Raw genomic sequence first — 23,761 nt, 5'->3', positions numbered from 1 at the left:
AACACATAAACACATGAAACAAAAATTACTCAGTTTATTTTTTGTGCTGACTTGCCTAATAGGCGTGTCTATGGCGCAAAATCGGCAAGTGAGTGGTAAGGTTACTTCTGCAACTGATGGGGCGCCACTTTCAGGCGTATCAGTATCCGTAGTAGGAACTTCTACCGCTACACAAACCGATGGAAGTGGAAACTATTCTATTTCTGTAGGGCAAGGGGGGGCGCTTAACTTCTCTTTTATTGGTTACAGTGCTCAACGTGTAGCGGTGGGTAACCGTAATTCGATAAATGTACAGTTGATTTCTGAAGACAATGCTCTAGAAGAAGTCGTAGTAACAGGGTATGGTACTCAAACTAAACGTGAAGTTACTGGTTCGATTGCGTCAATAAAAGGTGAGGTATTTAAAGATATTGCATCGCCTTCTATCGATAAGTCTCTTCAGGGGCAAGTTGCTGGTGTGCAAGCATCATCAGTCTCTGGATTGTTAGGTCAGCCTGCAAAAATTCGTATTAGGGGAACTAGTTCTATCTCCAGTTCTTCTGATCCTTTGTATGTAGTGGACGGTGTGCCGTATATTACAGGTGATAAAAGTCAGGTTTTTACTAATAATCCTCTTTCTGATATTAATCCGACAGATATACTGAGTGTCGAAATTTTAAAGGACGGGGCTGCAACAGCGATTTATGGTTCCAGAGCTTCGGCAGGGGTAATCTTAATTACCACAAAAAAAGGACAAAGTGGAGCTCCTAAATTAACATATGATAATTGGTTTGCGTCCGCGGCTCCGTCTAAATATTATAGTTTGCTAAATGCCAAAGAGTTTATTGAGATTGCCAATGAAAAAACTCGTAATATAGGTGAGACGGATGATTACGCTTTTCCGACCATCGATCCTATATCAAAAGAAGAATATGATATAGATTGGCAGAGAGATGTCGCTTTTAGGAGAGCTTTTCAGCATAATCACGCGATTTCGTTAAGTGGAGCAACTGAAAAGACAAATTATTATTTTTCAGGAGGCTATACCGATTTAAAAGGTGTTTCAGTTGGTAATAGTCAACGTAAATATAATGTAAGAGGAAGAGTAGAGCAAAAGGCAATTAATGACAAGTTGACCTTAGGGATTAATACCAATGTTGTAAATACGACAGATTACGGATTCAATAATAGTGATAATGGTCTTTCTGGAAATATGGGGTCAGCATTATATGCTCTGCCGAATGTTCCTATCAAATGGGCTGATGGAACTTATAATATTTCAGCCGACGGGTCGGCACTAGGTCCAGGAGCAAATCTATTAGGTATACATGGTAACTACACAAATTTGAAATATACATTAGATCATAATATATATAAAAGCGCACGTTTAAATTTTAACGGTAATGCATTTGCTAATATTGAACTTTTGAAAGGATTGGATTTAAAAACCACAGTTGGTGTTCAGTACCTATTAGGAGAAGATTATATGTATTATAACCCTGTACATGGAGACGGTCGCTCAGTTAATGGTCGTATTTATCAATATTTCATTCCTAATTTAAGATACAATTGGCAAAACACATTGTCCTATAATCGAACTTTTGGGGAACATAAAATAAATGCTATAGTTGGTACTGAATATCAAAAGTCTAGTTCTAGATATTTCTTTGCGCACGGAACGGATTTGTCTTCGACTTATTTTGCTGAAAACGAAAATATTATATCGGGGTCCCTTACTAATCAATTATTGGGAGGAGGAGCAACTGAAAACTCATTGTATTCTTTATTTGGTAGAGCAAATTATGTTTTCTTGGATAGATATTTTGTGTCAGGAACATTGCGTTACGATCGTTTATCAGCGTTACCGTTTGGATCTCAGGGAGCTGTATTACCTGGTGTTTCTGTTGGGTGGGATATCGCAAAAGAGGAGTTTTTCACATCGTCATTGATTAGTCAGTTTAAACTACGAGGAGGATATGCTAAAGTTGGAAATACGGAAATAGGAAATTACCCTTACGCTGGACTGTTCTCAGCAAAACTATATGGTGATTATACAGGTATAGATTATTCTCAAGCCGGAAATCCTGATCTGAAATTTGAAACGAGCAAAAAAATAAACATTGGATTGGATCTAGCGTTTTTAAATGACCGTTTATCCTTTACTGCAGATTACTTTAAGAATGATATAGATAATATGATCCTTGCAGTATTATTTGCTCCATCTTTAGGAATTCCAGATAATGAAATTAATATGAACGTAGGTAGAATGTCCAATAAAGGGTTTGAATTTACTTTAGGAGGGCTTGTTATAGACAAAGGAAACTTTAAGTGGAGTTCTAACGTTAATGCTACGTTTGTCAAAAACAGGATAGAAAAATTGGTGGATGGTAAGGATATTACTTATCCGTATACGATTAATAGAGAAGGTCAATCTATAGGTTCGTTTTATGGTTATCAATTTGCTGGAGTGAATACAGAAAATGGAGCGGCAATATATGAGAAAAGTAATGGAACTTTTGTTCAGAATATAGGTTCTGGGTATAAAGTTTATGATCCTAATAATAAGGGTGATATTAGTAAAAATGCTTCTTTAGGTGCTGCGGATAAGAGACTGTTGGGGAATTCGAGTCCAACCTGGTATGGTGGATTTAATAATACTTTCTCCTATAAGAATTTAGATCTAAATATTTTTGTGAGTTTTTCAGGAGGTAATAAAATCTATAATAAAACTCGCCAAGAGTCTCTTAATAATCAAAATTTTGCTAATGGAGGGAAAGAACAATTAGATAGATGGACTACTGTTGGACAAAACACAAATGTACCTAAACTAGTTTATGGTGCTGGTAATGCAATGAATCTAGACGGAAGTTTGAATAGTCGGTTTTTGGAAAATGGAAATTTCTTGAGAGCCCAGAATATTGGATTAGCATATACATTTGGTGATGAAGTCTTTTTGAGAAATCTTTATATAAACAAACTTAAAATCTTTGCACAGGTGCAAAACGCATTTGTTATCACGAAATATACAGGTCTAGATCCAGAAGCGGCTAACAGTTTTGAAACGAATAGTCAAGCCAATAGTCAGGTAGGAATCGACATTCGTTCTAATCCTGTTCCGAGAACATTTACTGTAGGTATTAATGTGGGCTTTTAATCTTAATGGCATAATAATGAAAACAAGGTATAAATTTAATAATGGAATTAGAGCAATGGCTATCGCCGTGCTTGGGACGGGGGTTTTACTAGTATCGTCTTGTGATAAAAAGTTTACTGAGATTAACCCCCTCAATAATCTTAAAGAAGAAAATGCTTTTTCAACCGCTAAAAACATTGATTTAACGCTCAATGGTATGTATTGGCATGCTGGCGTCGGTTATTACAATCCTGGGACGGGGCTTGTTGCAGGACGGGGATATCCTTTCGGTGGTGCATCAATCGAGCAAGGGGAAATGAGAGGCGAAGATATGGTGAATCTGCAAGCATTTTATGAAATAACATATTTAGGGAATTATACAGTGACTACTGCTAATAATGTTAATCATTGGGAGCAATTGTATCAATTGATTAATCAAGCGAATGTTATTGTTGACGGATTAAACGGCGCAGTTCAGAAAGGAGTGATTACAAAAGCTATTGCTGATCCTTATGAGGGAGAAGCATTGTTTGTCAGGGCTTTGGCGCATCATGAATTATTGATACACTATTCAAGACCCTATGCGGATAATAACGGAAGTAACATGGGAATACCTTATAGAACTAAAGGAGTTACTAATGGAACTTTAGCAAATGAAGGATTATCCGTAGATCGTGGCACAGTTGCTTCTTGTTATGCACTGTTATTATCGGATTTAGATAAGGCTGAGACATTGTTGCCAAATTCTCAGTCGAATGCAGCTTTGTCTATTTCTAGGGCCACAAAAGGTGCTGCAATAGCATTGAAAACTAGAATAAAACTTCATATGGGAGATTACCCAGGAGTAATTGACGAAGGTAAAAAGCTTGGTACAGATGCAACAAATGGATCTTTTACTTCTGCAATTGGTGGGTATAAGCTAGAAGCAAATCCTGTTACTCCCTTCGTTAATTTTAAAGCAAATACGGAATCAATATTTTCTGTAGCGCAGAGTTTGAATTCTAACGGAGGAGTAAACGGTGCCATTACAAGTATGTTTAGTCCATCAGGTTTAGACGGGCGTGATTTGATTGCTACAAGTCCCAATCTTTATAATGCTTCGTTTTGGTTGTCAGGTGACCGTCGAAAAACAGATTTACAATACAGACAGTCTGTTGGTACAAGACAATTTGTATACAATAAAAAGTATACTCGTTATGGTATTAATGATGACTGGAATCCAATTTTGAGATATGCTGAAGTTCTTTTGAATGTTGCAGAAGCGTATGCTTATCAGGGAAATACAGCTCAAGCTTTAGCATTGCTTAATGCTGTGAGGAATAGATCGGTACCTGCAGGCGCTGAATTCACCCAAGCTCCTAGTGATCTGAAACTTGCCATATATCAAGAGCGAAGAATTGAGTTTACCGGTGAAGGTAAAAGGTGGTCAGACGTTCACCGATTGGCATTAAATTCTCAGTACGGTACTGGTGGAATTCCTGCTAAGGTGAGACCTGCACAATTAACAGGAGGATTGAGTATTTATGACGGTTCTACTATACTGACTCCTTCATATGGCGCTATAGCTTATAGTGATCATAGATTTGTTTGGCCTTTGCCAACAAGCGAAATGGATGCGAACCCTACTCTGAGAGCACAACAGAACCCTAATTATTAATAAAGATACTAGGAAATGAAGTTAAGGGATGTATGAAAATATGTCCCTTAATTTTTTACTTGGTAGCATTTCTTTAAAGGGATGTTTTTAATTGATTTTTATTTTTACACGAATTAAATTTCTGAACGGGAATGTAATTAATAATATAGTAAGCTCATTCCACTTGCCATTTATCTCCATATATACTATATTTACTAGTGCATGCTAAATAATGTATGCTATCAAATTATATCCCTATCGGAGAGCAAATATGTATTTCGAAGATCAAATTGAATTCAAAAGACATTATAAGGTCTTGTGTTACTTTGCCTGGGAAATGGTAAGGGATACCGAGGTTGCTGAAGACTTGGTGCAGGACGCATTTATGGCTTATTTAAATAATAAACATAAGATTTCATCTGATCCCTTAGCGATTCGTTCTTTCCTGTATAGTGCAATACGTAATGCGGTATATAATCAAAGTCGTAAGAGCAAAACGATACAAAAATACTTAGATCGTCAATATGCAAATGAAGCTGATGAGATTGATTATGAGCATAAGATAATTCGTGCTGAATTTATGGCTGAAATATCAAGAGTTGTCGATGGATTGCCAGATTCATGTCAGCGTATATTTAAGCTAAGTTACCTAGATGGACTTTCTAATCAGGAAATTGCCGATAAACTAGCGCTATCTATAAATACAATTAAAACACAGAAGCAACGCGCGCTTCAGGTATTACGTAAAAAGATCCATCCCGAGTTCTTTTTTGTTATCTTGTTGTTGGTGCTCACCAATAATTAAACCAAGTTGCCGTCAATTTTCGGCGTTTTTGTTCTGAAGGTATATGTTAGTTAGTCCATCAAGAGCTTTTTTATGGCCTTGTAACCATTGGTCTTCAAGAACTCACCATGATACTATCGTACTTCGTTCATTCCCGTTTGTGTTCCAATGGAATAATGAAAGTTTTGTTAAAAATAAGTTAATTCTTTGTCACCCATTTATTCTCTTTCCGTTTCTTAATCTTATAAGCTATGAGAACTGACCCTTTCTATATTGCCCAAATAATACGTAGAAAATTCAATAACGAATTGACCGAAGAGGAGGCGCGTGTCCTTCAGGAGTGGTCTGCGCAGGATCCGCGTAATTTTCAGTTGTTGCAGATTCTAGAAGAAGATATGAAAAGAGGGGTAGATACGCATATTATCAAATCCTTTGACGAGGATCAAGCATGGTCTAGAATACAAAAGAAAAGGCGTAAGCGGTCTCTATTGCGTTGGGGGCGTGTTGCGGCGGTTCTAGCAGTAGTTTGTGCTATTTCTTTCTTCTTTTTAAGAAGCAAAGAAGAGCTAGGAACGCTATCTCTTATGAAAACTAAGGATCAGCCATACAAGGAAGATGTGCTTCCAGCAATTAAGGGAGCGAAAATTATCTTAGCGGATGGTGTAGAGGTCAAAGTGGATGACAACATCGTGCTACTTGAGGATGGGACTGTACTCACAGAGAAGAAAAAGACCGTGTTAGAAGGTGGAACAATGGCTCTCAATAAACTAATTGTACCGACGGCAAACTTTCTGAATTTAACGCTCTCTGACGGCACAAAAGTGTGGATAAATGCAAATAGTGAGTTGGATTTTCCAAGTCGTTTCGCTAAGGATCAGCGAAAAGTTAAGTTGAAAGGAGAGGCTTATTTTCAGGTGATTAAGGATGTGAAGCGGCCTTTTACGGTAGAGACATTAGGCGGAAATGTGAAGGTACTTGGTACGAGTTTTAATGTTTCAGCTTATGATGATGCTCCGACTACTACATTGGAGGAAGGCAAGGTTCTCGTGTATCGGGATGAATTAGAGCAGACGCTGTTGCCAGGGACAAGAGCCAAGGTTATGGAAAATAGAATCGATGTGCGTCAGGCTGATCTTCTAAAAGAATTAGCCTGGAAAAACAATTTATTTTATTTCAAGGGCGATAATATAGTATCTATCGCTAAGCAGCTGCAAAATTGGTACGGTGTAGACATTTCTTTTTCTAGAGAGGTTTCTTTATCACAGACATACACTGGAGAGATCAAACGCGATTCAAACCTAAGTGAAGTCTTAAAAATGTTGGAATTTGTAAGTGATTTAGTTTTTAAAATAGAGAACAATAAATTATTAATTTCAAAAAAACAGGAACATATGACATAAAACAACATGTACTAAAAAACGAGAACAGAGGTGTTGCAGCACCCCTGTTCAAAATCGTTAAGCTAATCAGAATTAAACTATTAACATTAACTTAATTAATCAAATGTATGAATAACTTATCATTTGGCAAAGGACGCTATGCCTTCTCGGAAATCCCCTTTCCAATAATTTTCAGGATTATGAAGATAACAACGGCTTTGATGCTGGTCTTTATGACTTGTGTCTATGGGAGTGGAAAAGCACAAAAAGTTTCACTCTCCTTGCGTAACGCCACCTTAGAAGAAGCTTTTAAAGAAATAAGTAAACAGACTAATTATAAGTTTTTATATAATGATGCGGTGATGAAAGGAGCAAGTCGTGTTAGTATAAGTTTGGAAGAGAGAAACTTAATTGAAGCTTTGACCCAACTTTTGGAAAGCAATAAAATGGCTTTTAAAATTATTGATGGAACCATAACCATTAATAGAAGTGCAAAAAGAGATATTATCATATCTAACGGGATAATAGATGTTCAAAATAGAATAAATGGAGTTGTGAAAAACGCTGATGGGGCTCCACTTGCAGGAGCTTCTATTGCAGTAAAGGGCACTTCGTCTGGAACTATGACAGATGGGAAGGGAGCTTTCTCGATTCAGGCTAACACAGGGGCCACTTTGATTGTTAGATATATTGGGTACCTAGAGAAGGAAGTTGTCATCAGAAATCAAGAAAATCTTATTGTAACACTAGCGCTAGACGATGAATTAGATGAGGTGGTTGTTGTGGCCTACGGAACGGTTAAGAGATCTGACTTCACGGGGTCAGCAACACAGATTGGTACAAAAGAGATTGACAAAAGACCGATTTCCAATGTGTTGACTGCCTTGCAGGGAGCTGGACCTGGTTTACAAACATCGGCACCATCTGGAGCTCCAGGTTCTTCACCTAATATTCGTATTCGCGGTATTGGATCTTATTCTGCATCAAATAATGCCTTAATCGTTGTAGATGGGGCTCCGTTTGATGGGGGTATGGCCAATATAAACCCTGCGGATGTGGAGAGTGTTACCGTATTGAAAGATGCGGCAACAATTGCTATGTATGGCTCAAGAGGTGCTAATGGAGTAATCATGGTGACAACTAAGCGAGGTAAAGAAGGGAAAGCAGATTTTAATGCTCAGGTACAAATCGGGTATAACGAGAACGGGGTACCTAATTATAATACAGTTTCTGCGGGAGAATACTATGAATTAATGTGGCAAGCCTATACCAATAGTTTAGCCTATGCTTCCTCGGCTGCAAATCGTATACCTTTAGATATTGCTCGTCAGATCGGATCAGGACTACTACCTCGAAATTCAGCAGGTCAACAGATTTACAATGGAAAGACATATAATGATATCGTTCAATATTTAGGGGGGTATAATGCGTTTAATGTTGCGAATAATGAGTTGGTAGATGTCAATGGCAAGCTTAATTCTAATGCTCAAATAAAATATAAAGGAGCTCCATCTTGGGAAGATGAGTCGACAAGAAAAGGGAGACGTAATGAATATGGTATTAACTATTCGACAGGAATAAGGAAAACAGATATTTACGCTTCAATGAGTTACTTAGAAGATAATGGATGGGGATTGCGGTCTTCGATGGATCGTTTTCAGGGTAGAGTTAATGCGAATACTGAAATAGCTTCTTGGTTAAAAACAGGAATCAACTTATCTGGAGCAAGTAATGTTTACGATTATGCTTCATCGGCTTCTGGGAGTATAAATAATCCTTTCTATTTTTCAAGAGCTATTGCACCAATATATCCTGTGTATGTGCACGATCCTACAACAGGTGAGATGTTGTACGATAATTTAGGAAATAGACGGTACGATTATGGAAATCTGGTTTCTGAGTTTGGCTTGTCAAGACCTTTTAACAGCGGGCGGCACGCATTAGCTGAAACACTCAAGAATCAAAGTAAAGCGAATAGAGATTTTGTTTCTGCAAGAGCGTATATTGATGTGAATATTTTACCGTGGTTGACGTTTAGTACTACTTTTAGTCCAGATATTACCAGTTACCGAGAAGAAGGGTATGAGAATACAGAGGTTGGAGATGGTGCTCCTGCTGGTCGGTATAATCAGTACTGGTATAGAACATTCAACTATACATTCAATCAATTGTTACGTAGTAATAATAATTTGGGTGACCATAATCTCGAAACCGTTCTTGGACATGAAAATTACTCTTATCGGTTAGACGAAATATCTGGTAGGCGTACTGGGCAAGGCTTTGACGGCTTATATACTTTTTCAAATTTTTCAGATATCAGTTCTCTAACTTCAGGATTGTTAGAAGGTACTATCGAGAGCTACTTTGCACGAGCAAATTACAATTTTGACAATAAGTATTATCTAAGCGCGATGATACGTAGGGATGGTAATTCCCGCTTCATATCTAACCTGCGATGGGCAAATTTTTGGTCAATTGGAGGAGCTTGGCGTTTGGATAAAGAGGAGTTTTTTAAGAATGATTTTACTGATCTATTAAAAGTTAGAGCTTCATATGGGAAACTTGGGAATGCACAGTTACTAACATCATCTGGAGATCAGAACTATTATCCATATCAACCAGGATATTCTATCGGTTATAATAACGCTTCAGCTCCTGGCGCTGTTTTGACCTCATTGGGAAGTCCGGATTTGACATGGGAGTCACAACAGCCACTTGATGTTGGTGTAGATTTCTCCTTCTTGAAGGGACGTATTCATGGTACAATGGAGTATTATCATAGAAACTCGAACGGGTTACTTTTCAATGTGAATCAGCCTTACCATAATGGAGGTACAACCAGTGGATCTTATTCTATACAAAAAAATGTCGGTTCTGTGACGAATAAAGGATTCGAGGTCTCTTTGACTGGAAATTTAATTCGGAAGCCAGATTTTAATTGGAATCTAACATTGAACCTGACGACTATTAAGAACAAAATGACTAAAATGCCTGAGGAAACCCCAGAGATTGTTTCTTCCCCATATAAAAGAGCTGTAGGTAGGTCAATGTATGATTATTATACACGGACATACTATGGTGTGGATCCTGAAACAGGAAGGGCGATGTATTTGGGATTGTCAGAAGATGTTGCATATGATCCGAAAAATGTAGATCATAAACTTATTGATAAGGGAAACGGTGTTGTCGATACAATTACATTTGATCATAATTCCGCACGTCAAGATTGGTTGAATAAATCTGCCTTACCTCCGGTCTATGGAAGCATTGTCAATAGCTTTTCTTATAAAGATTTTGACTTCGGCTTTGTGTTGACATACAGTCTTGGTGGATATTTTTATGAAGGACAGTATGCTGGATTAATGTCTTCGGGGCCGTCGAATGGAGCGAATCTTCATCGCGATTTATTTGGAGCATGGAAGAACCCTGGAGATGTATCGGATATTCCATTAATGGATTTAAATCGTACTGCACAAAATGGAGCTGCCTCGTCAAGATGGTTACAGAAAGCATCCTACTTGAATATTAGCTCAGTTAATTTTGCCTATCGATTGCCGAGCCAAGTCATATCGAAAGTGGGAATTAAACGAGCAAGGGTGTTTGCTAGTGCAGAGAATCTGTTTTATTGGTCAGGTAGGAAAGGTTTTAATCCTGTTGGAGGGATTACTTCACCAACGGATAATTCGGCATATACCCACGCAAGGACAGTTAATTTTGGTTTTAACTTCGGATTTTAATGTTATGAGACTAATTGGAAAAATAAACATAAATAGCAGTTTTCTTTCTCTTGTAGTATTAGTATGTCTGTTCTCTTCTTGTAAGAAAGAATTCTTGCAAAAGGATCCTACGACAAGAATCGCTCCGTCGACTACATTTGCAACGACAAAGAACGCATATGCGGCGATCAATGGAATGCATAGATTGATGTATGCACAATGGCATAGTAATCAGGCTGCCGGAGGTCAGTCTGGTAATATGCTCTATATGGAGGTGTTAGGTGAGGATTTTGTAATGACTGGAGCAGCTAATGGATTCTTTAATTCAGAGTATAAATGGCTTTCTCATAGAAATATTAATGCTAGTATTTTGACCTTTAATTATGGGTTTTATTATGCATTGATAGGAAATGCCAATGAAATCATTGCAAACATCGATGCTGCGGTTGGGCCTCAAGAAGAGAGGAATTTTCTAAAAGCACAAGCATTTACTTATCGAGCTTGGAGTTATTATCAAATGGTACAGCTTTTTGGTAAGCGCTACGTTAAGGGGGGAGATAACTCATCTATGGGGATGTCTTTGATTCTTGAAAAGACTGTAGGAGCCATACCGAGAAACTCTGTTGAGGAGGTATATACACAAATCAATAAAGACTTAGATGAAGCTATTGGTCTCTTTGGCAACGCTGTTGCTAGACCAGATATCTCTCATCTAAACGTAAACGTAGCAAAAGGAATTAAGGCAAGAGTATCATTGACGCAGCAGAATTATGATGTTGCAGCCCAAATGGCGAAAGAGGCAAGAACCGGTTTTTCATTAATGACCGGAAATCAATACTTGAATTCTTTTGTTAATTTTTCAAATTCGGAATGGATGTGGGGTATCCAACATCGGGAAGATCAACCAACTTATTTCTTCTCGTTTTACGCGTATATAGGTAACTTCAGTTCGACCAATACGAGAGGGAACCCGAAGGCAATTAGTTCATTGTTGTATAATAAAATATCAGCAACCGATATTAGAAAGAAGCTATGGGATCCCACAGCCAAAGAAGTGGGGTTTCCTGTGGCAGCAAGTGGAGTTCGCCAACCGTATATGACTAGAAAGTTTACGTTGCCTAATCCTGCAAATAGTAATGGTGATCTAATGTTTATGAGAGCTGCTGAAATGTATCTTATAGAGGCTGAGGCTCTTGCTAACTTATCTGGACGTGAGATTGATGCACGAAAAGCATTGTACGATCTGGTAATCACCAGAGATCCTGCATACGTTTTATCAACGAATAGTGGGGGAGCTTTGGTTGAGGAAATTCTTACACACCGTAGAGTCGAGTTGTGGGGGGAAGGTTTTAGATTTTATGATCTAAAACGTTTAAATATGGCGTTGGATAGAAATGGAGCAAACCATAATGCTACTCTGACAGTTACATTTGATGTCCCTGTTGGTGATAAGCAATGGGAGTTCTTGATACCTCAAGGTGAGATAGATCGAACTTTAGGTGTTGTGAAACAAAATGCTATGTAATATAAAATAAAAAAGGGAGACAGTTGATCGTCTCCCTTTTTGACCACTTAAATCGCCAATGTTAGTCAGTAAAACATGTTGTTCGGAGAAACTTTGGAGAGTTGAACTCTAAATGTTTAGCTTACCGCACCAAAAAACGAACTGCTGTAGACCAATCGCTTACTCCGTTTTTGTTGCGAGCTCTGACTTTAAAGTAAATGTAGATTCCTGCAGTAAACCCATCCTGATAGGTTTTGAAGGATCTAGTAGTAAATAAGGATTCTCCCCATACCAACTCTTTTTTGTTTAAGTCTTCTACGGCAAAGCTATATTCATACTGCATGTCCCTACCTACTGGGGTAAAGCGGAACGCGACCTCACCGGTCCGTCTACCGTCCTCCAGTACTATCCCTGTTGGGGTGTCTGGGATTACGCCTGTTCGCTTGCCGGTCAACACTGGAAAACCGGAGCTGTATAGCAGGGATAACTGTCCGTCCGCTACTGTATTGACGTAATAGACGAGTTGCTGAAATAAATCTGCCAGTACGCGCTTCCGTTCACGTTTCAGGGCTTGTGTCTCTCTACTTCGACTAGCCGCTGGTACTACCGCTTCATAGTAGGCCTCATAAGCTTCTTCCAATTGTACTATGGTAGGAGTGGGATCGGTAAAGACCTCTGATGTCTTCATGCACTCTATAATGCGGGCTCCCAAGACAATTAACTTCTCATCGGCCAATCGGAAAAAGTTCGCTTTTGCACGGATATACTTCATAATTAAAACAAAAAAGGTCAAGTAGTTTATAAATGCACGTCATTAATAAGCAGACTCAATATACTAAAACTTAAATGGACACACAATTAAGAAGTTATGATACGAGTCTTTGCGAATGCTCCGAGGCATATCTGTGAAGTGATACTACTTTCACATTTAGGGTATTAAGTATTTGGCAATGGTATACGAATAGTTCTTGATCTGGTACAAGTAACAAATAATGCTGTGCAACTATAAAAGAAAGTCTTCATTGTCTATTCTCTCGCTACGTAACATGCGTTTAAGGAAAAGATAGTTTGCTTTAATTGGTAATGAATATTCTCTATAGTTAATTAAGAGCGTGATAGTCTTTGTTCAGTTTCTCGTAGTCTGGTACAGGTAAGCCGTAAAGTAAGAGCAGTTACGGATAGAATCATGATTTTGTCCCCAATTGCTGCGTAGCAACTGTAGAAAGTGATCTAAAAATAGCAGATACTGGTATGAGTCTGTCACAAACGTAGACCAGACTCTCAATTACTGTTGCTGGTTTCTAATCTTTTTGGTTCAGTTTCTCATCTACTTGTACAAGAATGTATCCATGTTACGTAGCGAGAGGGCGTTCTTTTATATTGATTTTTAGCGAAGAAGTGATGATTTCAACAGTTTTATATCGGTATATAGAATGTTCTACAGGCTGATTTGAGCTCAAGTAAAATTACTGGGAAAATAAAGTACTGGCTGATTTTTTATTAGAAGCGGAAGGTATTATCAGAGGTGTTTTGTCTAAATGAATATGTTAACAGTTCTGGTTTGTTTTAAGACTTTAACAGTAATATTTAAAGAGCAGGCTAGGCCTGCTCTTTAAATATTATCTATTCGCCAATATGCTGACTTCCTGAGCTACACGACCGGCTATACTTTTGTATGATTCGGATATATCCTCGTCTCCGTCCAGTACTACAGGGAAGCCGTTGTCTCCGGCATCACTGATGGCTTTGATCAATGGAATTTCGCCTAGGAATGGAACTTTATTGTCTTCTGCCAATCGCTTGCCACCATCCTTACCAAAGATATAGTATTTGTTTTCGGGCAGTTCAGCAGGCGTAAAGTAAGCCATGTTTTCTACAATACCGACGATAGGTACATTGATACCTTCCATCTGGTACATCGCTATTCCTTTGATTGCATCAGCAAGTGCTACCTGTTGCGGTGTGGTCACGATGACAGCCCCCGAAATAGGGTAGGTCTGCGATACGGTGATATGAATGTCGCCCGTACCCGGTGGCATATCCACGATCAGATAATCCAGTTCGCCCCAATCAGCATCGTTAAAGAGTTGCTTGATCGCTGCTGTCGCCATAGGACCACGCCAAGGGATAGGTTGGTTGGGATCGGTGAAAAAACCAATAGAAAGAAGTTTCAATCCAAACTTCTCGATGGGTTCGATTTTCGTTTTACCATCCGGCATCTGCGTAGCCATTGGTTTAGCACCTTCTAGACCGAACATAATCGGTAGCGATGGGCCATAGATATCTGCATCGAGTAGCCCTGTCTTAGCCCCTGATTCGGCTAGGGCTAATGCAAGGTTGCTGGCTACGGTAGACTTACCCACACCACCTTTTCCTGAGGAAACAAGAATAATATTTTTGATGCCTTTAAGCTGTGAGGTGTCTACACTTGTCACATTGGAAGTCATGTTGATCTCGACTTCGATATCCTTGTCCACAAATAGGGCAATCGCGTTACGACAGGCGTGCTCGATATGCCCTTTCATCGGGCATGCCGGTGTGGTGAGTACCACATCAAATTTTAATTTGTTCGGATATATCTCAATATTTTGAATCATATGGAGTGTCACCAGATCTTTTTTCAAATCCGGATCCTCTACATGGCTCAATGCGTGTAATATCTGCTCTTTTGTAATCATAACTTCGTAATTCTATTACAAAGCTACACATTGCTGTAGACAAACATGTCATGCTTGCCTCAAATCCATAATCTTTTCGAAGACTTTGTCTAAGAATAATACAGTATCTAGATTGCGGTCAAATTTGCGCTGTTCGAATACCAGGTCATAGGCATTGTCAAATTTCATGGCAACGAGTTCGAATTTCTGTAATTCAAGCCAGGATGGGGTGTTGTCTTTATCGGGGACAATACAGGTAATTGTTTTCAGGTCACCTTCATTCGATACTTTGTAGTTGACACTAACGGGCCTCGAGTTTGCCTTGGGGTAATGTATTAAAATGTTATTGTTCATATGCTTAGTGATTTTTTTATTTTGAATACAAGGGAGCGTGTGATGTGTTTGTTTATCCCTAAGATATCGTTCGAAAATCGAAAGAAATCTGTTCAGACGGTTTGTATGATTTAGTCTGAATTTTGTAATATAATGAAAATAAGTCACATAAGCAAATTTTGCCTCTCAGAAGACTTCTAGCTTGATCATGTAACAGAAAAGGTTTCTATCCTTAGGATAGAAACCTTTTCTGTATAAAATAAACAGTAGTTGTTTAAAAAGACCTATAGTTACCTTGTAAATATTGGTTTGCTTTTTCTTCTTTAAATTTAGCCTTTTTAGCATCCCAATGCAAGGTTTCCCCAGGGAAGCGTCCGGCAATAGTGCCTAAAAGAATGGTTTCTGTCAGTCGGGAAGCATAATCAAAAGGAGCAGAACATTCTGCTTTACCCAAACAGGCGTCTACAAACTGGTGATAGTGCTTAGCACCTTCCTTATCATAATCACGGACGGGCTTACCTAGATTGTGCTTGGCTGATACCTTTTCTATTTCTGTAGAGATATCAACATATTGACCATCAACTATTTTTCGTGGTAGCTGCATGAAGTGTGGCAATAACAAACGTCCTTTGGTACCGACAAACATAGCGCCCTGCTCAGGGAGTTGGCCATCGCCTGCTATTCCTGGGTCTAAAGATAACACCCCTGGATCGTCCTGTTTCTTTACCTCTTTTTTAGCAGCTTGCATATTGGGTAGCGTTAGGTCTTCATTGATTGCTGGCGCACCGGGGCCATCATACCAGATCCATTTTAACGATGAGGTAGTATATGCGGTACCTGGGAATTCATAGGTAACTTTATTGTGCTCCGGAAAACCAAATCCGTTCGTAGGTCGGCACTCGTTGATGATCGTACGTGGTACGTCAAGCTGGAGTGCATTATATGGGGTATCAAAGATATGTACACCCATATCGCCCAACGTTCCGCAACCGTAGTCCATTATTTGTCTCCAGCGTCCTGGGTGATATACATCTTTTTTATAGGGTCTTTTAGGCGATGTGCCTGCCCATAAGTTCCAGTCTAGGGTTTCTGGGATTGGGTCCTCTCCTTGGGGAGGTGGGCCATCGTAGCCGTGGTTTTTTGGAGACCAGGCGTGTACGGTGTGCACCTTTCCGATTATACCAGACTGGATCAAAAGTGTAGCCAGCTTATAGTCGTAAAAAGAATGTACCTGAATACCCATCTGAGTGACTAATTTTTTTTCAGCTGCCACTCTTTTCATTTCACGTGATTCGGATACGTAATGCGTTAGGGGCTTTTGGCAATAAACAGGTTTATTCATCTGCATGGCCAATAGGGAAGCCGGAGCATGGGTATGATCGGGGGTGGATACGATGACGGCGTCAATCTGGTCACCAAGTTCCGCCAACATCTTCCGATAATCGGAAAAGATACGAGCTTTAGGGTGTAGTTTGTGCGCTTCACCTAGGTTTATGGCATCCACATCGCATAACGCGAAAATATCCACATTCGGATGGGAGGAAATGGCATCCAAGTCTGCCCTGCCCATGCCGCCAACACCGATGTGTGCAGTCCGCAAGCGGCGATCTGTAGGGAAAGCTTTTAGAATAGAAGGCGAAAGAAGAAGCCCCAACGCACCTATTGCACTGCTTTTTAAAAATTCCCGTTTGTTCATAATATAGTAGCGTTTATGTTTAAGTATGGTCTAAAATAATACTATTCTTCGTTTATTCCAAGTAGATAAGTGCAGTTCATGGGTAGCGATACCCGTCACTGCGAATGAAATGAAGCAGTCTCATTATTAAAAAAAACTATCTACGATGAGCCCTTCGGGGTTCCTTCGTGCCTCGCAAGGGCGGTATAGTTTACAGACCGAGCTTGCGAGTTCACGTAGGTAATCTTTCATTGGTATTTAGCAGGGTGCGGCTAACGGAATATAAGGCATACGCTAATGAGCGCAGATAGATTATTGTCAATTAAAGTGCTATTTTTTCTGCATTTTTCGATATTTCCAAGCTTTTTATCTAAGTTTAACATCCAAATAGATCGAGTTAGATATGCGATTGTCAGTATCACGGAAAAAGTGGCTTTTAATAGCCTTGGGTGCCCTTATTATTTTAATCGGTGGAGCGTTTGCTTTTGCAATGTCCAAACGTGAAGGTTACCTTGATGCTGCTGTTGGTAGAGCACAGGTGAAGCTGAAAAAAGACTATCAGATCGATTTTAAGGTGGATAGTTATCGGTTTGATGGTTTGACTACTGTTGTTTTTGATGGTGTTACGGTAGTGCCTGCGGGACGGGATACGCTTGCGGCGATGGATCATCTCGGGGTCAGTATCCGGATATGGCCTTTGTTGTTTGGAGATGTCAAGATCGGGCGTTTTGACCTTGATCACGGAAAGGTTTCTTTTGTGAAGAGGGATACCGTGAGCAACTATGATTTTCTCTTCCGTAAAAAGGAGAAAGATTCGACGGCAATAGAAGAACCCAATGAGCGTAACTTCGCAGAATGGGCGCAACGGCTTGCTAAGCAGATATTTTCTAAGGTACCTAGTAATATGCGGATGAATGACTTTGAGATCTCGTACCGCGACAGCTTGTTACATCAGCGTATACGGGTGCCTCAGGCGATTATTGATGATGGAGATTTTGAAACAAGTCTTTTTCTCAATGATCACGATGCGGAATGGCGCTTGAAAGGACATGTGGATGGAGATAGACAAAAATTAAAAGTTGAAGTTTCCTCTAAAGAGAAGAATACCGAGTTGCCTTTTTTGAGAGGAAAGTATGGATTAGGAATCAGTTTTGACCGATTGGTTTTTGATCTTACGGGGGTCCGTAAAGTAGAAAAGGATTTATTGCATGTGACTGGGGCAGTCGAATACGATAACCTGGTTGTCAAGCATAGACGGCTCTCTGACGAAGCCGTAATATTGCCACATGGCTTGGCGACGGGAGGAATAGCCATAGCGAATGATTACATCGCCCTGACTGATAAATCTAAAATTACAGTCAAAGAGTTCTCCGTTTCTCCTAAAGCTAAGTTTACAATCAAGCCCAATAAGAAGATTGAATTATCTCTAAGGACGGGACCATTTACGGCACAGAATTTTTTCGATGCTATCCCAGGCGGTTTGTTTGAAAGTCTAGAAGGCATACAAGTTGCAGGGCAGGTGGATTATAACCTAGATTTTGCGGTTGAACTGGACAATCCGGACAATATTATGTTTAAGTCATCGATCGATGATACTGACCTGAAGGTATTGAGCTGGGGAAAAGCAAAAGTCGATTCGCTCAATTTTCCTTTTGAATATGATGCTTATGACGATACTACGTTTGTAAGGCATATTGTGGTGGGACCGAGCAACCCTAATTTTACCCCTTTGGCACAGATTCCTTATGTGTTGAAAACAACGGTACGTAATACCGAAGATCCCTTTTTCTATACACATAATGGTTTTGAAGAAGAAGCTTTCAAACTGTCTATCCGTACGAATATTAAGGAGCGGAAGTTTAAGCGTGGAGCCAGTACGCTCTCTATGCAATTGGTGAAAAACGTGTTTTTGAGCCGTAAAAAAACAATGACGCGTAAGTTTGAAGAAATTCTGTTGGTTTGGTTGATGGAAGCATCGGGACAGGTCAGTAAAGATCGGTTGTTCGAAATTTACCTGAACGTAATCGAATGGGGTAAAGATGTATATGGCATTGCAGAAGCTTCTCAATATTATTTTAAAAAGCGGCCACAGGAGCTCAATCTGGGGGAGAGTCTTTTCTTGTCGAGTATCGTGCCTAGACCTAAGACGGGTTTGGCTTCATTTGACTATACAGGACATCTTAAGCCGTGGGTGCAGCGTCATTTCAATACCTATGGATATATTATGACCAAAGTGGGGGATCTGAAGGAGGTGAATGTACCCGCCAATTACGGCTTTTATGACGTCGTGTTACAGCCCGGCTTACGCCCGCCTGCTCCCTTGATAAGGGATACAGTGTCTCTAGATGTGGTTGATGAACACGAACGTCTGATAGAAGAAATGGAACGAGAGGAAACGGAAAAGAAATCCATCCTCGAAAAATTATTTAACAAAGAAAAAAAGAACTAAAGAAGATGCGTACAATTGAGATTGATAATTTGAAATTTGAGCCTTTTATCGAGTATGATGAAATAAAAAAGAGGATTCGGTTGATCGGTATAGATATCAATGTACAGTACGCGGACAAGCATCCGGTCTTTATCGGTGTGCTGAATGGTTCTTTTATGTTTATGGCCGATCTGATGAAACAGGTACATATTCCTTGTGAGATGTCCTTTGTTAAATTGGCTTCTTATGCAGGTACAGCGCAAGGTAACATACATGAGTTAATAGGTGTTGGGATGGATTTGACGGGGCGCAATATCGTTATCGTGGAGGATGTGGTTGATTCTGGCCGATCATTGAAGTATACGATGGAGGCCCTGGAGAAACTAGGGGTTGCAAGTGTGGTAGTGTGTACTTTACTGCTTAAACCTGCATGTCTGCAACATGAATTTGATAATATCATGTATGTAGGTTTCGAAATTGTACCGGAGTTTGTCGTAGGGTATGGGTTGGATTATAACGGGCAGTGCCGAAACCTCCCTGATATCTACAAGGAGGTCTCCGGCGGAGCCTAGCCTTTAAATTGGCAGGAGTCTAAATGGTCATTAACCATGCCAGTGGCTTGCATGAATGCATAGCATATGGTGGTGCCAAAGAATTTGACACCTCGTTTCTTAAGATCTTTTGAAAGTGCATCCGATTCGGGGGTGCTGGCCTGCGCATCCTTCATGGAGGTAAGGTTATTTTTTATAGACTCCCCATTTGGCATGAAAGTGTACAGGTATTTGTAGAATGAACCGAATTCCTTCTGTATATCCAGAAAAATCTGTGCGTTAGTAACTGCTGCAGCGACCTTGCCACGGTGGCGTATGATAGCTGGATTTTGAACTATGGTGTCGATTTGCTCTTGTGTGTATTTTGCTACCCTGATAGGGTCGAAGTCAGCAAAAAGTTCGCGGTATCCCTCGCGTTTTCGTAGTATAGTGATCCAGCTCAATCCCGCCTGAGCAGATTCCAGTAATAAAAATTCGAATAGGATACGGTCATCGGTCACCTTTTTTCCCCATTCTTTGTCATGGTACTCTACATACAGCGGGTCGTCTCCACACCATGGGCACCTATTGATTGTATCTCGCATAGAATCGTTTAGTTTTTATTGACAAAAATCCTACCTTTGAGCATACATGGAAACAAAGAATAGGCCACTGCAAATTAGGAAAAAATTGGAATATCTTTTGATGCTATTTGCAGTAGTATTCTCGTTTGCCGGCTTGAGGGCACAGGTCGCGCCTTTGTCAGATTCATTGCTGCGTGTTACGCAGGATTCGTTATCTGCTGTGCAGGTAAAAAAAGATTCTTTAGCGAGGTTATATGTTTTTGTGGACAATAATAGACCGAATCCATACCTAGATAGTCTACGTCGGAAAATTACCGTGACAGATAATGACTTTGTTTCTTGGATGGAGTTTACAGCGAGTCTCAATAAGGATAAGCAGGCGCCTACGATGCAAGCGTTACAAAAGGTCGATCGTCCTCTATGGATAATCGGTGTATTGATCTTGTTGTTTTTGGGGATAGGTTTAGTTCGGCTATTTTTTTATTCCAACTTTCAGAATATTATATACGGGTTCTTCAATGATAGGGTACTGGCTCAGATCAGTAAGGAAGATAATGTGATGACCTCTTGGCCTTATATTTTTCTATATATCATATTTAGTTTTTCTTTAGGTTTATTTATTCTTCTCTATCGCTCCGCGTATAATCCTATGAGCGAAGTTACTGTCGCTAATTTTATCCAGATATCGGTGCTTGTGGGTATCCTGTTCGTAGCCAAGATATTGATGGTTCGTATTATTGCTATAGTGTTTGAGGTCGAAAGACTCGTTCGGGAATATATAGCCGTCTTATATTTAGTGTACTTTAATAGTATGTTAATATTAATGCCGTTATTACTTTTCGTTACCTTTTTTCCTACTTCCTACTTTAAGATAATATTAATTTTCTTTCTTATTGTGGTGTCTATCTTGTTCTTATACCGCTTTTTACGAACAGCTTATAGTGTTGTGGGAAATCTTAGGTTTTCAATCTTTTATTTAATTCTGTATCTTTGCAGCTTAGAAATTGCACCGATTTTAATATTAGTGAAAACACTAAACAATTAAAGATAGAATTTTATGCAGATCGACGTTGCGAGAGCAAAAAAAGTAAAAAGTGTGTTGGTTACTTTACCAAAACCTGAGAATGATAAGTCACCTTATTTTACGTTAGCGGAAAAGTATAATCTAAAATTGGATTTTCGTGGTTTTATTCATGTAGAGGGAGTTCCTGCTAGAGATATTAGAAAAGATCGTATAAATTTTTCTGACTTTTCTGCGGTAATATTTACAAGTAAAAACGCGGTAGATCATTTCTTCAGAGTATGTGAAGAGATGCGTTTTGAGGTTTCGGCAGAGTTGAAATATTTTTGTATCTCTGAGGCAATTGCACTTTACTTGCAGAAATATATTCAATACAGAAAGCGTAAGATATTCTTTGGAAAGCAAACCGCCAAAGATTTGGAAGAAGTTCTGAAAAAGCATAGTAAAGAGAAGTTTTTGTTCCCTTGCTCGGATGTAGCTAATGAGGAGACACAGAAGTGGCTTCAGGACAACGGCTATGATTTTACGCCAGCGGTGTTGTTCAAAACTGTGATCAGTGATATTGCTGATCTGAAAGATGTATTCTACGATGTTATTGTCTTCTTTAGCCCTTCTAGCGTGCAGTCTCTTTATGAGAATTTTCCAGACTTTGTACAGAATAATACGCGTATAGCGGCATTTGGTACGAGCACACAGCAGGCTTTATTGGAGAAAGGGTTATTGTTGGATATTCCAGCACCTACACCTAGTGCGCCGAGTATGACGATGGCAGTAGAGCAGTATATCAAACAGGTCAATAAATAGTACATTTATCAAATTCAGGACTAGCGTTAAAAAGTGTTAAAAAAGGGCTTCTGCTATTTTTTTTACTTTTTTTTGAAGATTCTTGATTGAATAACATAATTAACACCTATTTTTAGGTGCTTCTTTTGCTGATTGAGTTTAGAGAAGTTTTTTTTCTTGGAGTTTTTTGACTTAAGACATCAGGAATTAGCTTTTTTTGGTTAGCTTTTTGATGGTTGATGTGGAAGCTCTTAGAGAAGGTTTAGCTTAGATTATTAGTTTATGAAATTTAATCGTTACAGATTGTCTTATGGTTTTCTATGCGCACTGATAGCGGTAGCTGCATTGGGATGTAAAGGACCAAGTAATACAGGTGAGCTAGTAGGCGTACGATTGGATAAGTTGAAAGCGAATAAAACACCGCACGGGATGGTTCTTATTCCGGGTGGTACTTTTATTATGGGACAGTCGGACGAAGATATCGGCTTTTCGCAAACAGCCCAAAACCGCCAGGTAACTATCGCACCTTTTTATATGGACGATACTGAAATATCCAATAGCGAATATCGTCAGTTTGTATATTGGGTGAGAGATTCTATTCTTATTCACAACTTTTTGGGGGATGATTCTTATTTTATTGCGACCGAAGATGGTAGTGGCGAGCGTTTCATTGACTGGGATAAGGTTAACAAACAGTCTCCTTGGAAGACTGGAGATAAGGATAAGCGGGAGCGTTTGGGAAGCATGTATTATCAAGGTGAGGACCGTGTTTTTGGTCGTAATGAGTTGGATGTACGTCTGTTGAAATATCATTTCGAATGGTACGACCAGCAGGCAGCCGTACGTGGAAAGAATGATCCATCCAAAAGACGCTCCGATTTTATTATGCGCGATACAATGTTGATTTACCCAGATACCACAGTATGGCTTGCTGATTTTAGTTATGCCGCCAATGAACCTATGGTCAATGGATATTTTTCACATCCTTCATTTGATGATTATCCAGTTGTGGGAGTGACTTGGCGCCAGGCGCAGGCGTTTAATTCGTGGCGGACACAACTCTTTAATAACCAGGCTGCAAAGAACCGCATGCAACCGAGGTTTGATTATCAGCTGCCTTCAGAGGCAGAATGGGAATATGCAGCGAGAGGCGGTAAAGTTGGTACGCAGTATCCTTGGGGAGGACCTACGGCGCGAAATGCGAGAGGTTGTCTAATGGCCAATTTTAAGCCAGGTCGTGGTAACTATATCGACGATGGTGTAGCGTATACTGCTCCAGTATATTCCTACTGGCCCAACGATTTCGGTCTTTATAACATGGCAGGCAACGTGGCCGAATGGACGCAGTCCAGCTATAACGAATCAGCATATTCATTCGTACATGATATGAACCCTACTTATAGTTACAACGCAAAAGCATCGGATCATGAGACGATGAAGCGCAAGGTAATCCGTGGAGGATCGTGGAAGGATGTTGGTTTTTTCCTGCAGAATGGAACTAGACAATATGAATACCAGGATACAGCAAAATCATATATCGGTTTTAGATCGGTGACGAGGTATCCAGGAGTAGCCTATTAAGAAAATAAAAAGAGTCAAGAATATTAATAACGCATTGT

At 39.6% G+C, this 23,761-nt stretch carries 16 protein-coding genes; 11 read left to right on the top strand and 5 right to left on the bottom strand.

Annotation, left to right across the window (positions count from 1 at the left end; translation table 11 throughout):
• Positions 1-13 precede the first annotated feature (13 nt).
• From JKG64_RS21295 to JKG64_RS21270, 6 genes are all read left to right on the top strand, one after another.
• Positions 14-3,133 (top strand): SusC/RagA family TonB-linked outer membrane protein, encoded by a 3,120-nt coding sequence (locus tag JKG64_RS21295; RefSeq protein WP_210356290.1) that lies wholly within the window; start codon positions 14-16, stop codon positions 3,131-3,133.
• A gap of 16 nt (positions 3,134-3,149) precedes the next feature.
• The gene (locus tag JKG64_RS21290; protein WP_210356289.1) at positions 3,150-4,769 is read left to right on the top strand and encodes a RagB/SusD family nutrient uptake outer membrane protein; all 1,620 of its coding nucleotides are present in this window, start codon (positions 3,150-3,152) and stop codon (positions 4,767-4,769) included.
• 211 nt (positions 4,770-4,980) lie between these two features.
• Positions 4,981-5,553 (top strand): RNA polymerase sigma-70 factor, encoded by a 573-nt coding sequence (locus JKG64_RS21285; protein ID WP_210356288.1) that lies wholly within the window; start codon positions 4,981-4,983, stop codon positions 5,551-5,553.
• Positions 5,554-5,783: 230 nt separating this feature from the next.
• A complete protein-coding gene (locus tag JKG64_RS21280) occupies positions 5,784-6,932 on the top strand; it encodes a FecR family protein (RefSeq protein ID WP_210356287.1) in 1,149 nt (382 codons plus the stop codon).
• 107 nt (positions 6,933-7,039) lie between these two features.
• Entirely contained in the window at positions 7,040-10,648 is a 3,609-nt protein-coding gene (locus tag JKG64_RS21275) for a SusC/RagA family TonB-linked outer membrane protein (RefSeq protein WP_210356286.1), read from the top strand.
• Positions 10,649-10,652: 4 nt separating this feature from the next.
• Positions 10,653-12,152, top strand: coding sequence for a RagB/SusD family nutrient uptake outer membrane protein (locus tag JKG64_RS21270; RefSeq protein ID WP_210356285.1), 1,500 nt, complete (start codon positions 10,653-10,655; stop codon positions 12,150-12,152).
• A 121-nt stretch (positions 12,153-12,273) separates the two neighbouring features.
• Here the strand turns inward: JKG64_RS21270 and JKG64_RS21265 are convergent, their stop codons facing one another.
• The 4 genes from JKG64_RS21265 to JKG64_RS21250 form a co-directional block, all read right to left on the bottom strand.
• Positions 12,274-12,903, bottom strand: coding sequence for a hypothetical protein (locus JKG64_RS21265; protein WP_210356284.1), 630 nt, complete (start codon positions 12,901-12,903; stop codon positions 12,274-12,276).
• Between the two features lie 847 nt (positions 12,904-13,750).
• Positions 13,751-14,809 carry an Mrp/NBP35 family ATP-binding protein gene (locus JKG64_RS21260; protein WP_210356283.1) on the bottom strand — a complete coding sequence of 353 codons (1,059 nt, stop codon included), beginning with the start codon at positions 14,807-14,809 and terminating at the stop codon, positions 13,751-13,753.
• Between the two features lie 48 nt (positions 14,810-14,857).
• Positions 14,858-15,142 (bottom strand): hypothetical protein, encoded by a 285-nt coding sequence (locus JKG64_RS21255; protein WP_210356282.1) that lies wholly within the window; start codon positions 15,140-15,142, stop codon positions 14,858-14,860.
• A gap of 253 nt (positions 15,143-15,395) precedes the next feature.
• Positions 15,396-16,817 carry a Gfo/Idh/MocA family protein gene (locus JKG64_RS21250; protein ID WP_210356281.1) on the bottom strand — a complete coding sequence of 474 codons (1,422 nt, stop codon included), beginning with the start codon at positions 16,815-16,817 and terminating at the stop codon, positions 15,396-15,398.
• A gap of 382 nt (positions 16,818-17,199) precedes the next feature.
• Between JKG64_RS21250 and JKG64_RS21245 the strand changes: the two genes are divergently transcribed.
• Positions 17,200-19,245, top strand: a complete 2,046-nt coding sequence (locus JKG64_RS21245; RefSeq protein WP_210356280.1) for a transglycosylase domain-containing protein — start codon at positions 17,200-17,202, stop codon at positions 19,243-19,245.
• A gap of 5 nt (positions 19,246-19,250) precedes the next feature.
• Positions 19,251-19,796: a phosphoribosyltransferase gene (locus JKG64_RS21240; protein ID WP_210356279.1), complete on the top strand. Its 546-nt coding sequence runs from the start codon at positions 19,251-19,253 to the stop codon at positions 19,794-19,796.
• Here the strand turns inward: JKG64_RS21240 and JKG64_RS21235 are convergent.
• Positions 19,793-20,359, bottom strand: a complete 567-nt coding sequence (locus tag JKG64_RS21235) for a DNA-3-methyladenine glycosylase I (RefSeq protein ID WP_210356278.1) — start codon at positions 20,357-20,359, stop codon at positions 19,793-19,795. The genes JKG64_RS21240 and JKG64_RS21235 overlap by 4 nt on opposite strands.
• Positions 20,360-20,459: 100 nt before the next feature.
• On the opposite strand from JKG64_RS21235, the gene JKG64_RS21230 reads away from it, so the two are divergent.
• The 3 genes from JKG64_RS21230 to porK all read left to right on the top strand — a co-directional run bounded on the left by JKG64_RS21230 (position 20,460) and on the right by porK (position 23,723).
• Positions 20,460-21,383 (top strand): DUF4271 domain-containing protein, encoded by a 924-nt coding sequence (locus JKG64_RS21230; protein WP_210356277.1) that lies wholly within the window; start codon positions 20,460-20,462, stop codon positions 21,381-21,383.
• Between the two features lie 12 nt (positions 21,384-21,395).
• The gene (locus JKG64_RS21225) at positions 21,396-22,163 is read left to right on the top strand and encodes a uroporphyrinogen-III synthase (protein WP_210356276.1); all 768 of its coding nucleotides are present in this window, start codon (positions 21,396-21,398) and stop codon (positions 22,161-22,163) included.
• A gap of 261 nt (positions 22,164-22,424) precedes the next feature.
• Entirely contained in the window at positions 22,425-23,723 is a 1,299-nt protein-coding gene (gene porK, locus JKG64_RS21220) for a T9SS ring complex lipoprotein PorK/GldK (protein WP_210356275.1), read from the top strand.
• Positions 23,724-23,761 lie beyond the last annotated feature (38 nt).

This window comes from Sphingobacterium tabacisoli, assembly GCF_017908035.1.
Classification (GTDB): Bacteria; Bacteroidota; Bacteroidia; order Sphingobacteriales; family Sphingobacteriaceae; genus Sphingobacterium; species Sphingobacterium tabacisoli.
This window is presented reverse-complemented; position numbering and strand designations above follow the sequence as displayed.

What these genes read in the sequence shown, in the direction of transcription:
- JKG64_RS21270 (WP_210356285.1), top strand. Translation starts at nt 10,653, where the DNA reads ATGAGACTAATTGGAAAAATAAACATAAATAGCAGTTTTCTTTCTCTT.
- JKG64_RS21250 (WP_210356281.1), bottom strand. Translation starts at nt 16,817, where the DNA reads ATGAACAAACGGGAATTTTTAAAAAGCAGTGCAATAGGTGCGTTGGGG.
- JKG64_RS21285 (WP_210356288.1), top strand. Translation starts at nt 4,981, where the DNA reads ATGTATGCTATCAAATTATATCCCTATCGGAGAGCAAATATGTATTTC.
- JKG64_RS21260 (WP_210356283.1), bottom strand. Translation starts at nt 14,809, where the DNA reads ATGATTACAAAAGAGCAGATATTACACGCATTGAGCCATGTAGAGGAT.
- JKG64_RS21265 (WP_210356284.1), bottom strand. Translation starts at nt 12,903, where the DNA reads ATGAAGTATATCCGTGCAAAAGCGAACTTTTTCCGATTGGCCGATGAG.
- JKG64_RS21245 (WP_210356280.1), top strand. Translation starts at nt 17,200, where the DNA reads ATGCGATTGTCAGTATCACGGAAAAAGTGGCTTTTAATAGCCTTGGGT.
- JKG64_RS21255 (WP_210356282.1), bottom strand. Translation starts at nt 15,142, where the DNA reads ATGAACAATAACATTTTAATACATTACCCCAAGGCAAACTCGAGGCCC.
- JKG64_RS21235 (WP_210356278.1), bottom strand. Translation starts at nt 20,359, where the DNA reads ATGCGAGATACAATCAATAGGTGCCCATGGTGTGGAGACGACCCGCTG.
- JKG64_RS21240 (WP_210356279.1), top strand. Translation starts at nt 19,251, where the DNA reads ATGCGTACAATTGAGATTGATAATTTGAAATTTGAGCCTTTTATCGAG.
- porK (WP_210356275.1), top strand. Translation starts at nt 22,425, where the DNA reads ATGAAATTTAATCGTTACAGATTGTCTTATGGTTTTCTATGCGCACTG.
- JKG64_RS21295 (WP_210356290.1), top strand. Translation starts at nt 14, where the DNA reads ATGAAACAAAAATTACTCAGTTTATTTTTTGTGCTGACTTGCCTAATA.
- JKG64_RS21225 (WP_210356276.1), top strand. Translation starts at nt 21,396, where the DNA reads ATGCAGATCGACGTTGCGAGAGCAAAAAAAGTAAAAAGTGTGTTGGTT.
- JKG64_RS21280 (WP_210356287.1), top strand. Translation starts at nt 5,784, where the DNA reads ATGAGAACTGACCCTTTCTATATTGCCCAAATAATACGTAGAAAATTC.
- JKG64_RS21275 (WP_210356286.1), top strand. Translation starts at nt 7,040, where the DNA reads ATGAATAACTTATCATTTGGCAAAGGACGCTATGCCTTCTCGGAAATC.
- JKG64_RS21230 (WP_210356277.1), top strand. Translation starts at nt 20,460, where the DNA reads ATGCTATTTGCAGTAGTATTCTCGTTTGCCGGCTTGAGGGCACAGGTC.
- JKG64_RS21290 (WP_210356289.1), top strand. Translation starts at nt 3,150, where the DNA reads ATGAAAACAAGGTATAAATTTAATAATGGAATTAGAGCAATGGCTATC.